Consider the following 12,667-nt stretch of genomic DNA (forward strand, 5'->3'; position numbering starts at 1 on the left):
GCCTAGTGCCGGCTAGCGGCTTGCAGGGGTGGCGCTCTTGGGCCATCCTTAGGGTACAGATCCGTCTCCGTCCACCCTGGGGTTTCGCCATGGCCACCCTGAACGAACTCGACGACGTCCTCCGGGATACCCTTCACCGGCTGGACGAATTGGGCGAAGGCGACTCGGAGATCAGCCATCGCTATCTCCGCAAGGCGCGCGCCAACCTTCAAAGCCTCCGTACCAGCCTCGCCCTGGAAGCCTTGACCCAGCTCAATCCCTCCGGGCCCGGAAGCAACTCCGAACAGACCTGAGCCTTCCCGCAAGCCGGAGCGCCCGCCCTGGATTTTCCGCCGTCGGAGGCCCGAAGGTTTTTTGTCCGTTGCCGAAGCCGCCGTTCCGGAAACAGCCGGGGGTGCTGGTGACGGATAGCCGCCCCCTGGGTTCGAGACCGCCATCGGCCCTCCGACCCGGAAACGCCGTGCTCGGGAAAGGCCCGTTCTCCGCTCTTCGCCGAAGGCGACTCCTCACCGCGGTTCTTTTGAGCACCCTGTTGCCAGCCGGCACCGCTACCGGATCCGACCTGGACGAGCGCATCGGTCGGATGCTGGTGGTGGGTTTCCGGGGTCTGGAAGCGGACCGTGGCTCCGCCATCGCGCGGACCATCCGCCGCCACCACATAGGCGGCGTGGTCTTGTTCGACCGCGATGTCCCCAGCGGGCGGGCGACCCGCAACATCAGGGACCCCCAGCAGCTGCACCGGTTGACCCGGAACCTGCAGCGGGCCGCCCCCTACCCGCTGCTGATCGCCGTGGATCAGGAAGGCGGACAGGTCAATCGCCTCTCCCGGTCCCGGGGCTTCGAAGTGGCCCCCTCGGCGGCCGACCTTGGCGAGCGTCCCCTACCGGCGACCCGGCGTACGGCTTCGGCTACTGCCCGTCAGCTGGCAGGGCTGGGAATCAACTGGAACCTGGCCCCGGTGGTGGACCTGGCCATCAATCCGGACAACCCGGTCATCGCCGGTCTCGATCGTGCCTTCGGGAAACGGCCCCAGGAGGTGGTCCCCCGCGCAGCCGCCGTGGTCCGGGCTCACCGCGACGCCGGCGTCTCTACCGCCCTCAAGCACTTCCCGGGCCATGGCAGTGCCTGGGGCGACACCCACGAAGGGGCGGTGGCCATAACCGACAGCTGGCGTTCCCGGGAGCTAGCCCCTTACCGGCGGCTCATCGACCGGGGCCTGGCAGAGAGTGTCATGGTGGGTCATCTTTGGCACGGGCGGCTCGATGACCGCTGGCCAGCCTCGTTATCGCCGGCCACGGTCAAGGGCCTGTTACGGGAAGAGCTGGGGTTCGGCGGCGTGGTGGTAAGCGACGACCTCCAAATGGCCGCCATCCGGGAGAAGTTCGGCCTCCGCACCGTAATCCTTCAGGCCCTGCGGGCCGACGTTGACCTGTTCATGTTTGCCAACAACACGGTCTATGAACCGGACATTGCCGCCCGCTCCGCGGCGATCATCCACTCCCTGGTGGCAACGGGCGCGATCCCCGAAGCCCGCATCGATCGTTCCTTCCGCCGGATCCGCCGGTTCACACGGGGAATCGGGAAGGGCCTGCGTTGAAGGCGAGTGGAGGCCGCCTGGGATGGCTGCTGTTCCTGAGCCTTTTGGTAAGCCCCATGGCCGGGGCCGGCGATCTACCCGAGATCACCCTGCGGGTGGACGGCACCCCCCTACCGGCGGAGGTAGCGGCCACGGCGGACTCGCGTACCACCGGCCTGTCGGGTCGGGATCGCTTAGGGCCCAACCGCGGCATGCTGTTCGTCTGGAACCGATCGGCCAGGCGCCGCTTCTGGATGAAAGGAACACGCATCCCGCTGTCCATCGCCTTCCTAGACAAACGGGGCCGTATTATCAATATCCACCGGATGCCGCCACCGCCTTCGGGGAGACCGCAGGACGGCTATCGGCGATACCCATCCCACGGACCCGCCCGCTTCGCCCTGGAGGTCAACCGCGGCTGGTTCTCCGCCCACGGCATCGAGGCGGGATCGCGCTGCCATTTCCGGCTTCCCGCCGGCATCGCCGGATCGGAGGTGGTGGTGGGAAATCCGAAACAGCCCTAAACGGCGGGCTAGTCGTCCCTTTCGGGGGGTTCGTCCATCGCCGCCAGCACCGCTTCGATACGCCCCAGGAGGGACGGCTCGCCGCCGTTCATGCCCTCGTCCTCGGCAGCAGCCAGTTCGCGCGCGTCGTAGGCCCAGCGCCGCAGCAGCTCCCGCTTGGTCTCCGCGGTCAGGTCGGAACGCGCCCCCAGGCTCTCCGGGCTGTCGAAGACGGACCCCGGATCCCTTTGGGCCTGATCCATGTCCAAATGATCTTTGCCGCTCATGCCCGCCTCCTCGGTTTGCCGGCCGAGTTCGCCGCCCGGCCACAGTGGGAGCATCGCCATGTCCGAATCGTACGGCGCCGTCCTTTTCGCCAATCAGGCTTTCTACCAGGCCTTCAACAGCCGGGACATTGCGCTAATGGACCGGGTCTGGGCCCATCGGGTTCCCGTGGTTTGCATCCATCCCGGATGGGACCCCTTGGTGGGCCGGGAGGCCGTAATGGCTACCTGGCGGGAAATCTTTGCCCATAGCTCAGGAGGCATCCTCCGCCATCAGGAAGAGCGGACCGTGGTCGACGGCGACCATGCCTTCGTCATCACCTACGAGGACCCCGGCGAGCATCCCCTGGTGGCCACCAACCTGTTCCGCCACGAGGAAGGGGAATGGCGCATGACCCATCACCACGCCGGCCCCTGCCAGTCCATTCCGCCGGCCCCCGCAGAGCCTTCCCTGCAGTAACCGGCCGGGGTCCCTCAGCCCAGTGCCTGCAAGGCTTCGTCGTAATCGGGCTCGTCGGCGATCTCCGGTACCAGCTGACGGTAAGCCACCCGATCGTTTTCATCGAGCACCACCACGGCGCGCGCGGTTACGCCGGCAAACGGGCCGTCCTCCAGGAGAACACCATAGTCCCGAGCGAAGGCCTTGTCCCGCATCATGGAAAGGGGCACGACATTGTCCAGGCCCTCGTTGCCACAGAAGCGCTTCTGGGCGAAGGGTAGATCGGCCGAGATGATCAGCATCACCGTATCGTCGTGGCTGGCCGCGTAGTCGTTGAACCGGCGGGTGGACTCGGCGCACACCGGTGTATCGAGGCTGGGAACGATATTGAGCAGCTTCTTCTTGCCGGCGAAATCGGCCAGGGACCGTTCGGCCAGGTCCTGGTCGACCAGAGTGAAATCAGGAGCCGCCTGGCCCACCTCGGGCAGCTCGCCGCTGGTATGGATGGGATCGCCCTTGAGCGTCACTTTGGCCATCTATAGCCTCCTGCTCGGTTGGAGGGCCCGCTGAAGACCCAGCGGTTCGTTCAAGTATTTCACGTCCGATTGTTCGGTTCCTAGCCGGCGGCTTCAACCCCGTCGGCCAGCCAAGGAGGTTGCCATGCCCCATCGCCCCTACCTTATGCCCACCCTTGCCGCCGCGGCCGTAATGCTCCTGCCTATGACCGGCCCCGTCGCCGCCCAGGAGAAATCGGACTTCGTCGAGATGAAGCACATGGCCATGGAGCTAGCCCGCGACATCGCTGACGGGGCCGTCCAGGCCTGCCGGGAGCGCGGATTTCAGGTAACCGCGGTGGTGGTGGACCGCAGCGGCGATACTCAGGCCCTGTTGCGGGACGTCTACGCGCCGCGCATGACCATGGAGATCGCCAAGGAGAAAGCGGGCGCAGTGATCCTTTCGGGCACCGCCAGCGCCAACCTAGACAAGAGCCGCAGTGCCATTGCGGCGGAGCTCGACCATCTCGACGAGGTGCTGACCTTGGCAGGTGCCCTCCCCATCGAAACCCAGGGCTCGCTGGTCGGCGCCGTTGGGGTGAGCGGCGCCCCGGGCGGCGACCTCGACGCCGAGTGCGCCCAGGCGGGCCTCGACGCGGTGGCGGATAGGCTCCAGTTCGGCGGTCTCTAGCCCCCCGCTTCCCGGTCCTCGAATGTGCCCGGCCTGCCGCCGGGCCTTTTTACGGATCCCGAGTGCCGACAGGGTGGTAGGAGCCTGTGCCCAGAAGGCTTCTAGGGCTTCGAAGGGCAACGCGAGAAACCTTTTCCGCCTTCAGGCCATTCGATGGCCTTTGCCATTTACATGCCATAGGGGTCTTCCGAATCCGCCTTTACAAAGACCAGCCGAGCGATGGGGATCAGGCTGAAGCCAGTGCACCTCGGCCCTAACCCCGGCTGCCCTCTCGGGTTTAAGTAACCGGCGGGGTTAGGACAAGGCAAGCCCGATTCCTTCTAAGTTTCCCCTTGTCCGCTCGTGATTCCCCTTTCCGCGGGGACAGACCTCAACCCAGGAGGGTCAGAAGGCGGGGTCACTCCGCGGGCTGTCGCTGACATTCTTCCAACTCGCCACCCCAATCCGCCAGCAGAGCCGCCCGGATGCGGGAATCGCCCGCGGCCGACAAGAGCTGCTCCTTGGCCACCGGCAGCTCCGCCGACTGCCAAGCGTCGTCGGAGACGGTGCATTCGACCCGGACCAGCCACTCGCCCGCTGTTGGCTCTACCTCGTACAGATAGGCGGCGAGCCCCATCTCCTCGAGGAGGTCTTCGGCGGCCTCCTTGGCCCGGCGCAGCTCCTCCGTCGATACCTCCATGTGCCCTCTCCTTGCGTTGACGGCCACCAGCGATTGCGCATCCCCTGAAATTCCCTGCCCGCTACGAGTAGCCGGAGGGTTACGCCGCCTCGCTCGCGGGTGAGCTTCAAATCCCAGTCTCATGGAATTCAGCCCCGCGCTCAACAGCAGCCGAGCCTTGTCTTTCCCTCAAACCAGCTATCCGCGGCGGGGTCTGCAGGGGTTGCTGTTTCCGGCCGGACTTCAAAAATGGCAGTTGGAGCAGAACCCGCTTTGGGGGTACCAACCTAAAAAAACCGGCCCTACGCAAAGGACCGGTAGCAGATCGGGAACAAAGTCCCTTATATGGCGTCCCCAGGGGGACTCGAACCCCCGTCTTCGGCGTGAAAGGCCGATGTCCTGGACCGCTAGACGATGGGGACGGAAAGGCTGCCGATTGAATCAAATCCCCCTGTTCCGGTCAAATGCACTTACCTTGGAGGCCCTATAACCGCTATCCTTAAGCGACGCTAGGCCAACCCCAGGATGCATTGCCGCGTGCCGACCCTTTCCCGCATGGCTGAGTGCTTGTTCGCTTGGGCCCAATATCCCCTCCCTCACCACGCCCTGTCGCGGTTGGTGGGACTCGCTACCCGCTGCCGGCAAGGCTGGGTAAAGGGCCCCCTTACCCAGTGGTTCGTAAACCGTTACGGGGTAAACATGGCCGAATCGGCGGAGGCCGACCCGGATGCCTTTCCGGATTTCCAGGCCTTTTTCACTCGCGCCCTGCGCCCGGGGGCCCGGCCTCTGTGCCCCGACGACAACGGTATCGCTTGTCCGGCTGACGGCACCCTGAGCCAATTCGGCCGGATCCCCGATGACCGTCTTATTCAGGCCAAGGGCCGGTCCTTCGGGGCTACCGAATTGGTGGGAGGCTCTCCCGAGCGCGCGGCTCCCTTCAAAAACGGCGAGTTCGCTACCATCTATCTGGCCCCTCCCGATTATCACCGGGTGCACATGCCGGTTTCCGGAACCCTGCGGGAGATGGTCCATGTTCCTGGCCGAGCCTTTTCGGTAAACCCTGCCACCACAAGCCACATTCCCGGTTTGTTCGCTCGGAATGAACGGGTGGTGGCCTTGTTTGACACCGATTCCGGACCCCTGGCCGTGGTCCTGGTGGGAGCCATGCTGGTTGCAACCATCGAAACGGCGTGGGCAGGGACCATTACACCCCCCTCAGGCCGGCGGGTCCGGGCATGGAGCTACCCGGGTGAGGAAACCGAGGCGGTGCGCTTGAACCAAGGAGAAGAGTTGGGCCGGTTTAATCTGGGATCGACGGTGATCCTGATGTTCCCCCGGGGAGAAGCGAACTGGGACCCGAATCTGAGGCCTACCGACCATGTGCGGATGGGCCAATGCCTAGGCGGTGTCACCCCATCCGGGGAATGATCCGCCCTATTGGCTAGCCATGTTTTGCTGGCGCATCTGTTTGAGGAAGGCCAAAACAGCCTCGCGATTGGACGCGTCCTGCATAACCTTCAGCCTGGGCATTCCCAGAGGATAATCCCCGGAGATCTGCTGGGCGTAGGCATTGCCATTTTCGAGCATTCCCTCGGGGTTCTCGAGATAGTTCATGAGCCACTCCTCCGAGGGCACCCGATCGAGCACACCCGCCAGCCCAGGGCCTGAGAGCTGGTCTTTCTCCTGCAACGTGTGACATTGCACACAGACCTTGAAGAAAATCTTTTGGCCTTTTGCCGCCTTGGCCATGGACTGGGCCCGCGCCTCGGAAAGGACCAGACCGGTTAGAATAAGGAGAACCAGAAGCAATAAGGCATTAACGGGCTTCCGGAAATAAGAGAACCGGTGATCCATAAAAACGGCTCCTCGTTGGGGCCTACCCAGGTATCGCCCAAAAGCGACACGACGCCGGATGATGCATATTCAGGCACCTGGTGGCGCTTGCTGCAACAGTGTTTTCACCAGCCCGAGAAAAAGGCCTCGCAAGGACCGAAGGCACCCAACGACGTAAGGTTGAAGCGCCTAAGCGCGAGAAGCTACGCTGTAACTGTAAGACGCGATCTACCGAGGATCAAATGGCCGACGAGCAAAATTCGAATACTCAAACTGATCAGCAAGAGCCCGAAGACAAGGGCGAGATCCATGAGGGCCCCGATTCCACCTCCCCCTACCCCGTGGAGCGCGGCGCACCGGCTTTCAGTCTGGTGAACACCGCTCAGGAGATCGCCAAGGCCGATGAAATGGTCAACACCCGGGTCAGCGGCAAGCTCAAGGTCATCGCCGACCAGATCAAGGCCCTGCAGGCGGAGGCCGAGGAGATCATGGCCAGCGCCGAGCAGGATATGGAGCTACACACGGCAAAGTGCAATTTCCAGCGCCAGCCGGGGAAAACCTACCACCTCTATGAAAAGGAGGATAGCTCCCTGTATTTCTCCATGCTTTCCCCGGACGACTGGAACGGCACTCCGCCGGATACTTTCCGCGGCTCCTACCGGCTTGAGCCGGACTACTCCTGGACGCCCGCCGAAAAAGCCGACGAGCCCGACGACACCCAGGCCCTGGTCCAGCAGCTACTGGAGAGCCGTGGCCTGGAGAAGTAAGTGACCCCGGGACGGCTATCAAAGACCCGGGCTCCGGCCCGGGTTTTTTTATGCTTATCTTGCCGGGCCCTACTCCGGGGCTGTTTTACTCAACCCCTTCGAAAGCCGGCCTCGCCACCCCCGTTAGCCGCATCACAGCAAGGCCCGCCACGGCGAGCCCGGCCGCCACCCAGAAGGTGCCGGAACCCCCGATGCGGTCCCATAACCCACCCGATATAAGGGATCCCACCCCGCCGCCGAAACCAAAGGCCAGGCTAGAATACAGGGCGAACCCCGAGGAGCGCTGAGCACCCGGGAACAGGTCGTGGGTGTGGCGGGCAGCAGCGGCGTGGAAGCTGGCGAAGGTAGCCGCGTGCAGGGTCTGGGCCAGAAGCAGCAGTACCAGGAGGTCAGTGGCCCCGGTAACCCACCAGCGCAGGGCGGCTAGGAACAGGCTGCCGGCCAGCATGTTGCGTATCCCGAAGCGATTCACCAGCTGGTCGGTGAATAAGAACACGACCACCTCGGCGGTTACCCCCAAACCCCAAAGTAGGCCAATAGCCAGCCCGGAGTAGCCGTGTTCCGCCATGAGGATGGAGAAGAAGCCGTAGTAGGCACCGTGGCTGGCCTGCATCAAAAAGGTTGTGGCGAAAAACCCCCAGACCGGACGGCGGCGCAGCGTCGCCAGCAGGGAGCCACCCCCGCTGGTTTCAGGGGCCCGGCCAGGCTCGGGCACAAAAAATGTGAACAGAAACACCCCTAGGAACAGCAGGCTCAGGAAGTCCAGCAGCCGGACCATACCCAGATGGTCCAGCATGGGGCCGAGCCCCACGGCGGTGACGATAAAGCCCACCGAGCCCCACAGCCGCAACCGCCCGTAATGGGCCCGATAGCGCTGGACCACGTCCCACACCGCTCCCTCCACCAGCGGCAGGGGCCCGGCATGGAAGAAGGCGAACAGGGCCACGACGGGCAACATGGGCCAGAAGGTGTCCAGGCCGTACAGGGGCAGGAAGGCCACCAAGGTAGCCAAGGCGGTGCCACGGGCCACCGCCATGCGCCGACCGGTACGATCGGCCAGGGGTCCCCAGACGTTGGGCGCGAAGATCTTGGTGATCTGGATCGCCCCCACCAGCACCCCGATTTGCACCGCGGCCAAGCCCAGCGATTGCAGGTACAGGCTCCAGTAGGGGAGGATGGCGCCAAGGGTGGCAAAATAGAGAAAATAGAAACCAGCGTACCGAGCAGCAAAGCCGCGTCTCAGACCGGTCGTCGGAGATGCGGCGCCGGGTTCGGCGTCCACCGGGGGCTCCTTTGCATGGGGCAGCCTTGAGGTTAATGAACCTGAAAGGACGGTTGGCTACGGCGGTTATGGACCTTTCAGGGGCGGTTTCCCGCTGCGATTCAGCTAGGCTTGCTGTGTCAATGTCGTGGCGGACCCCTAAACGCCTGCAATGGGCCTCTGTCCAGCGCCTTGGCCTTCTTCCTTTGCGGTCTTGCGTCTCTGCGGTTGGCCACCTTCTTTTCAGCCCACTGGGCGCTCGCCGTTCTGGGCCCGGTCGCGCAGGAAATGGTCCATGAGCGTAAGGGCCGTCATGGCCTCGGCGATAGGCACTGCCCGGATGCCAACGCAGGGGTCGTGGCGGCCCCGGGTGGAGATCTCCACTTCGTTGCCCTGCTCGTCAACGGTTTGGCGGGGCTGGGTAATGCTGGATGTGGGCTTGACGGCGACACGGGCGGTGAGCGGCTGGCCGTTGGAGATGCCACCGAGAACCCCGCCGGCATGGTTGGAGCGGAAGCCGCCGCTGTCCATCTCATCGCCGTGCTCGGACCCGCGCTGCCGGACCACCTCGAAACCGTCGCCTACTGCCACGCCCTTGACCGCGTTAATGCCCATCAGGGCCTTGGCCCAGTCGGCCTCCAGGCGGTCGAACACCGGTTCGCCGAGCCCGGCCAGCACCCCGGTCGCCTCCACATACACACCGGCGCCGATGGAATCACCCTCCTTACGCAACTGGTTGATGGCCTCCTCCAGTTCAGGGACCCGATCCGGGTCAGGACTGAAAAAGGCGTTGTCGGGCACCGCCGCCCAGTCCTTGCGCTCCAGGCGGATATCCCCCATCTGCTCCAGGCAGCCGCGAATGGTGATGCCCAGGTGCTCGGCCAGGTACTTACGGGCGATGGCGCCCGCAGCCACCCGCATCGCCGTCTCTCGGGCGGAGGAACGACCGCCGCCGCGGTAGTCTCGCCGGCCGTATTTCAGCCAGTAGGTATAGTCCGCATGACCGGGCCGGAAACGCTCCTGAATATCCGAGTAGTCTTTGCTGCGCTGGTCGGTATTGCGAATGGCCAGGCCGATGGGGGCGCCAGTGGTTTCACCCTCGAACACACCCGACAGGATCTCCACCTCGTCGGCCTCGCGGCGCTGGGTGGTATACCGTGACTGACCCGGCCGGCGACGGTCCAGGTCGCGCTGGATATCCGGCTCGGAAAGGGCCAGGCCGGGGGGGCAGCCATCCACCGCGGCGCCGATGGCGGGGCCATGGCTTTCGCCAAAGGTGGTTACCCGGAACAGTTCGCCAATTGCGTTGCCAGCCATGGGAAGTGGTCCTAAGGGACAGGTCCCGGACGCGGTCCGTTCGGGTCCGTTGGTTGGGAGCGAGCTTCCATTCTAGCATAGCTCGCTTATATAAGAATGAGTCTTAATTTCATCCTAAACCTGGCCCATCCGCCCTAAGGAGACGCCGTGAGGGTACTGGTCAACAAACAGCCCCCGACTTCACCGCCACCGCGGTAATGCCCAACGCGAGATCCAGAAGGAATGCCGCTCTTCAGGGTCACCGAGGGCAAATATGGGTAGGGTTCCCATGAGAAGCAGAGCGAGGTCTGCCCCACCGGTTGGTAGGAAAACAAGGCAGGCATGCAGGAAGCCCCTGAAGGCATGGCCCAGTTCCTCGCGGAGCACACCCCGGAACATTAATGGTTGTGCCACGGCGGTTACGCATGGAATGGGCGATTGGCCCGGTCTTGTTGGTTGGTGCCTGCCTTTCCGGACAAGGAACGCTAGCCTACCGTTATGACCATCCGCATCGATACCCTGCTTGTCCAAGGTGGCTTCGCCGCCAGCCGCGCTCGTGCCCGCCGCTTGGTGGAGGCCGGCGCCGTGTCCGTGGACGGCCGGCAGGTTACCAAGCCGGGCCGAGAGGTACCGGACGACGCCGGGGTGACCGTGACCGAGGCCGACATCCCCTACGTCTCGCGGGCCGGACTCAAGCTGGAGGCAGCCCTGGACACCTTAGGCCTGGACCCTACCGGGGCACGGGCCATCGATGTGGGGGCTGCCACCGGTGGCTTTACCGACTGCCTGCTGCAGCGCGGGGCCCACCAGGTGGTGACCGTGGACGTGGGCACCGATCAGCTCCACTCCCGCCTGCGCCGCGAGGGAAGTATACGCTGCCTGGAAGCCACAGACATCCGGCGCATCGACCCGGCCGTGCTGGCCCCGCCCTTCGATTGGCTGGTGGCCGACCTCAGCTTCATTGCCCTGGGTCCAGTCCTGCCCCGCCTCCGGGGGCTGGTGGTTCCCGGCTCGGTGGTCCTGGTCCTGGTCAAGCCCCAGTTCGAGCTGGGCCCCAAACAGGTGGGAAGCGGCGGCGTGGTTCGGGACGCCGATGCCCGCCAAGCCGCGCTGGACAAGGTTCGGGACCAGGCGGCGACCGCCGGTTTCCGGCCCCGCACGGCGATGGAGGTGCCGATACCCGGGGAGGCCGGAAATCGGGAGTATTGCCTGCGCCTAGAGCCGGAAGGGTCAGAAGCAATCAGGTAAGATGTACCTGATGACTCCAACGCCTCAGCCATAAGCCAGACCGGGCAGGAGGCTTGGTGAGACCAGGGAAGTGCCTGACCACTCGCCGGGTAGTCAGGCAGTGTGCCACACAGCTCCTGGCCCCTGTTTCTGCTTGGCTTTCCCAAGGGGCTGAGGCGGTCGGGTAATCCGGAAGATTTAAGTTATGAAGGACCTCCCAAACCACCGGATAGCGGTGGCTTTTTCCTTAACCCCTTAATACTTAACTACTTAATACTCCCTCCCATGGCTGCAGCCGAGGAAGGGAAATTGACCCGCCAGTGGCCCTGGAATAACGTAATCGTAGGGCAACCCCAGCCCACCCCCCTACGTTTCGATCCTTTTCGCGGTAAACGCCCTTGACCGACGACTCCCAGAAGCCGCCCGAGAGCGCGGACCAGGCTGACCTCTCCTTCGAGCAGGCCATGGCCGAGCTCGAGTCCCTGGTGGAGCGCCTGGAATCCGGTGAGCAAGGACTGGAGCAGGACCTGGCGGATTTTCAGCGTGGCATCACCCTGGCCCGCCAGTGCGAGACCCAGCTCAAAGATGCGGAGCAAGTGGTCTACAAGCTTGTGGGCGAGGCCGGCGAGGAGAGGCTTGAGCCTTTTGCCGGTGATGACTCTAACGACGAGTAGCCCTGTGCCAAACGAACTGGAAACCTACCTGAAGCGACATCGGGAGCGGATCGAGACGGCCCTGGAGGCCCGTCTTCCCGCCGAGGACCGCCTCCATCCGGCTCCATTGGGCGCCGCCATGCGCTACGCCGTCCTCGGCAGCGGCAAGCGCTTGCGGCCCATTCTGGTGCTTGCCGGCTGCGAGGCCGTGGGCGGCGACATCGATCAGGCCCTTGCCCCTGCGGTTGCAGTGGAATGCATCCACGCCTACTCTCTGGTCCACGACGATCTGCCGGCCTTGGACAACGACGACCTGCGACGCGGGCGAGCCACCACGCACCGCGCCTTCGACGAGGCGACGGCCATTCTGGCCGGGGACGCCCTCCAGACCCTGGCCTTCCAGAGCATCGCTGACGAGGAGGCCCTGGCCGAGGCCGTCCGCCTGCGCATGGTCCGGCTTCTGGCCCGCTCCGTGGGTACCGACGGCATGGTCGGCGGCCAGGCCCTGGACCTGGCGCAGGAGGATCGCGCATCGGATGTCGCGGCCCTGCAGCGGACCCATCGCCTCAAGACCGGCGCCCTGCTTCAGACCTCGGTGGAGCTGGGCGCCCTGGCGGGCGGTGCCACTCCGGAGAGCCGGGAAGCTTTGGCGAGCTACGGAGGCCACATCGGCCTGGCTTTCCAGATCGTCGACGACATCCTGGATATTTCCGGCGACACTCAGTCATTGGGCAAGACCGCAGGGGCCGATGCCGCCCATCACAAGGCCACCTACCCCGCCCTCCTGGGTATGGAGGAATCCCAGCGCATGGGTCGGACCGAGCTGGACCGGGCCCTGGCCTGCCTGGAGAGCTTGGGCCCTGAGGCCGATCCCTTGCGCGACCTCGCCTGCTACGTTGTCGAGCGCAACCACTGAATCGGACATCGATCCCATGACCCGCCTCCTGGACAGCATCCACTCCCCGGCCGAGCTGCGCGAGCTGGC

Annotated in this window: 16 protein-coding genes and 1 tRNA gene; 10 read left to right on the top strand and 7 right to left on the bottom strand. The window is 64.6% G+C overall.

From position 1 onward, the window contains the following. Positions 1 to 89: 89 nt before the first annotated feature. The 3 genes from V5A19_RS08830 (at position 90) to V5A19_RS08840 (ending at position 2,100) form a co-directional block, all read left to right on the top strand. Positions 90 to 293 (top strand): hypothetical protein, encoded by a 204-nt coding sequence (locus tag V5A19_RS08830; RefSeq protein WP_332318879.1) that lies wholly within the window; start codon positions 90 to 92, stop codon positions 291 to 293. A gap of 227 nt (positions 294 to 520) precedes the next feature. After that, positions 521 to 1,597, top strand: coding sequence for a glycoside hydrolase family 3 protein (locus V5A19_RS08835; RefSeq protein WP_332318880.1), 1,077 nt, complete (start codon positions 521 to 523; stop codon positions 1,595 to 1,597). Then, complete coding sequence (locus tag V5A19_RS08840) at positions 1,594 to 2,100, top strand: DUF192 domain-containing protein (RefSeq protein WP_332318881.1); 507 nt, start codon at positions 1,594 to 1,596, stop codon at positions 2,098 to 2,100. The genes V5A19_RS08835 and V5A19_RS08840 overlap by 4 nt, the downstream gene beginning before the upstream one ends. 8 nt (positions 2,101 to 2,108) lie before the next feature. Here the strand turns inward: V5A19_RS08840 and V5A19_RS08845 are convergent, their stop codons facing one another. After that, positions 2,109 to 2,366, bottom strand: a complete 258-nt coding sequence (locus V5A19_RS08845; protein ID WP_332318882.1) for a hypothetical protein — start codon at positions 2,364 to 2,366, stop codon at positions 2,109 to 2,111. Positions 2,367 to 2,424: 58 nt separating this feature from the next. Between V5A19_RS08845 and V5A19_RS08850 the strand changes: the two genes are divergently transcribed. Beyond that, positions 2,425 to 2,823, top strand: a complete 399-nt coding sequence (locus tag V5A19_RS08850; protein ID WP_332318883.1) for a nuclear transport factor 2 family protein — start codon at positions 2,425 to 2,427, stop codon at positions 2,821 to 2,823. 14 nt (positions 2,824 to 2,837) lie between these two features. On the opposite strand, the gene tpx is transcribed toward V5A19_RS08850, so the two are convergent. After that, on the bottom strand, positions 2,838 to 3,338 hold the full coding sequence (gene tpx, locus V5A19_RS08855; RefSeq protein ID WP_332318884.1) for a thiol peroxidase: 501 nt from the start codon (positions 3,336 to 3,338) through the stop codon (positions 2,838 to 2,840). A 145-nt stretch (positions 3,339 to 3,483) separates the two neighbouring features. Here tpx and V5A19_RS08860 point away from each other — a divergent pair, with 145 nt between their 5' ends. Then, positions 3,484 to 3,987 carry a GlcG/HbpS family heme-binding protein gene (locus V5A19_RS08860; protein ID WP_443081438.1) on the top strand — a complete coding sequence of 168 codons (504 nt, stop codon included), beginning with the start codon at positions 3,484 to 3,486 and terminating at the stop codon, positions 3,985 to 3,987. A 397-nt stretch (positions 3,988 to 4,384) separates the two neighbouring features. Here V5A19_RS08860 and V5A19_RS08865 read toward each other — a convergent pair whose 3' ends face one another. After that, positions 4,385 to 4,666, bottom strand: coding sequence for a hypothetical protein (locus tag V5A19_RS08865; protein ID WP_332318886.1), 282 nt, complete (start codon positions 4,664 to 4,666; stop codon positions 4,385 to 4,387). A gap of 325 nt (positions 4,667 to 4,991) precedes the next feature. Continuing rightward, positions 4,992 to 5,067, bottom strand: a tRNA-Glu gene (locus V5A19_RS08870). Between the two features lie 133 nt (positions 5,068 to 5,200). Here V5A19_RS08870 and asd point away from each other — a divergent pair. Beyond that, the gene (asd, locus tag V5A19_RS08875) at positions 5,201 to 6,073 is read left to right on the top strand and encodes an archaetidylserine decarboxylase (protein WP_443081439.1); all 873 of its coding nucleotides are present in this window, start codon (positions 5,201 to 5,203) and stop codon (positions 6,071 to 6,073) included. Between the two features lie 6 nt (positions 6,074 to 6,079). Here asd and V5A19_RS08880 read toward each other — a convergent pair whose 3' ends face one another. Beyond that, entirely contained in the window at positions 6,080 to 6,499 is a 420-nt protein-coding gene (locus V5A19_RS08880; protein ID WP_332318888.1) for a c-type cytochrome, read from the bottom strand. Positions 6,500 to 6,720: 221 nt separating this feature from the next. On the opposite strand from V5A19_RS08880, the gene V5A19_RS08885 reads away from it, so the two are divergent. Beyond that, entirely contained in the window at positions 6,721 to 7,245 is a 525-nt protein-coding gene (locus V5A19_RS08885; protein WP_332318889.1) for a DUF2452 domain-containing protein, read from the top strand. An 85-nt stretch (positions 7,246 to 7,330) separates the two neighbouring features. Here V5A19_RS08885 and V5A19_RS08890 read toward each other — a convergent pair whose 3' ends face one another. Together V5A19_RS08890 and aroC are read right to left on the bottom strand one after the other, a co-directional pair. Further along, entirely contained in the window at positions 7,331 to 8,527 is a 1,197-nt protein-coding gene (locus tag V5A19_RS08890) for an MFS transporter (RefSeq protein ID WP_332318890.1), read from the bottom strand. 222 nt (positions 8,528 to 8,749) lie between these two features. Beyond that, positions 8,750 to 9,823: a chorismate synthase gene (aroC, locus tag V5A19_RS08895; RefSeq protein ID WP_332318891.1), complete on the bottom strand. Its 1,074-nt coding sequence runs from the start codon at positions 9,821 to 9,823 to the stop codon at positions 8,750 to 8,752. A gap of 477 nt (positions 9,824 to 10,300) precedes the next feature. Here aroC and V5A19_RS08900 point away from each other — a divergent pair, with 477 nt between their 5' ends. From V5A19_RS08900 to V5A19_RS08910, 3 genes are all read left to right on the top strand, one after another. After that, positions 10,301 to 11,050, top strand: a complete 750-nt coding sequence (locus V5A19_RS08900; RefSeq protein ID WP_332318892.1) for a TlyA family RNA methyltransferase — start codon at positions 10,301 to 10,303, stop codon at positions 11,048 to 11,050. 377 nt (positions 11,051 to 11,427) lie between these two features. Next, entirely contained in the window at positions 11,428 to 11,703 is a 276-nt protein-coding gene (locus V5A19_RS08905; protein WP_332318893.1) for an exodeoxyribonuclease VII small subunit, read from the top strand. A 4-nt stretch (positions 11,704 to 11,707) separates the two neighbouring features. After that, a complete protein-coding gene (locus V5A19_RS08910) occupies positions 11,708 to 12,598 on the top strand; it encodes a polyprenyl synthetase family protein (protein WP_332318894.1) in 891 nt (296 codons plus the stop codon). The last annotated feature ends 69 nt before the right edge of the window (positions 12,599 to 12,667 follow it).

The sequence above is a fragment of the Thiohalorhabdus sp. genome (assembly GCF_036628635.1).
Classification (GTDB): Bacteria; Pseudomonadota; Gammaproteobacteria; order Thiohalorhabdales; family Thiohalorhabdaceae; genus Thiohalorhabdus.

Bases quoted from the DNA above. Each gene is read 5' to 3' on its own strand.
- V5A19_RS08830 (WP_332318879.1), top strand. From the start codon at position 90: ATGGCCACCCTGAACGAACTCGACGACGTCCTCCGGGATACCCTTCAC.
- V5A19_RS08845 (WP_332318882.1), bottom strand. From the start codon at position 2,366: ATGAGCGGCAAAGATCATTTGGACATGGATCAGGCCCAAAGGGATCCG.
- V5A19_RS08850 (WP_332318883.1), top strand. From the start codon at position 2,425: ATGTCCGAATCGTACGGCGCCGTCCTTTTCGCCAATCAGGCTTTCTAC.
- tpx (WP_332318884.1), bottom strand. From the start codon at position 3,338: ATGGCCAAAGTGACGCTCAAGGGCGATCCCATCCATACCAGCGGCGAG.
- V5A19_RS08860 (WP_443081438.1), top strand. From the start codon at position 3,484: ATGCCCACCCTTGCCGCCGCGGCCGTAATGCTCCTGCCTATGACCGGC.
- V5A19_RS08865 (WP_332318886.1), bottom strand. From the start codon at position 4,666: ATGGAGGTATCGACGGAGGAGCTGCGCCGGGCCAAGGAGGCCGCCGAA.
- asd (WP_443081439.1), top strand. From the start codon at position 5,201: ATGGCTGAGTGCTTGTTCGCTTGGGCCCAATATCCCCTCCCTCACCAC.
- V5A19_RS08880 (WP_332318888.1), bottom strand. From the start codon at position 6,499: ATGGATCACCGGTTCTCTTATTTCCGGAAGCCCGTTAATGCCTTATTG.
- V5A19_RS08885 (WP_332318889.1), top strand. From the start codon at position 6,721: ATGGCCGACGAGCAAAATTCGAATACTCAAACTGATCAGCAAGAGCCC.
- aroC (WP_332318891.1), bottom strand. From the start codon at position 9,823: ATGGCTGGCAACGCAATTGGCGAACTGTTCCGGGTAACCACCTTTGGC.
- V5A19_RS08900 (WP_332318892.1), top strand. From the start codon at position 10,301: ATGACCATCCGCATCGATACCCTGCTTGTCCAAGGTGGCTTCGCCGCC.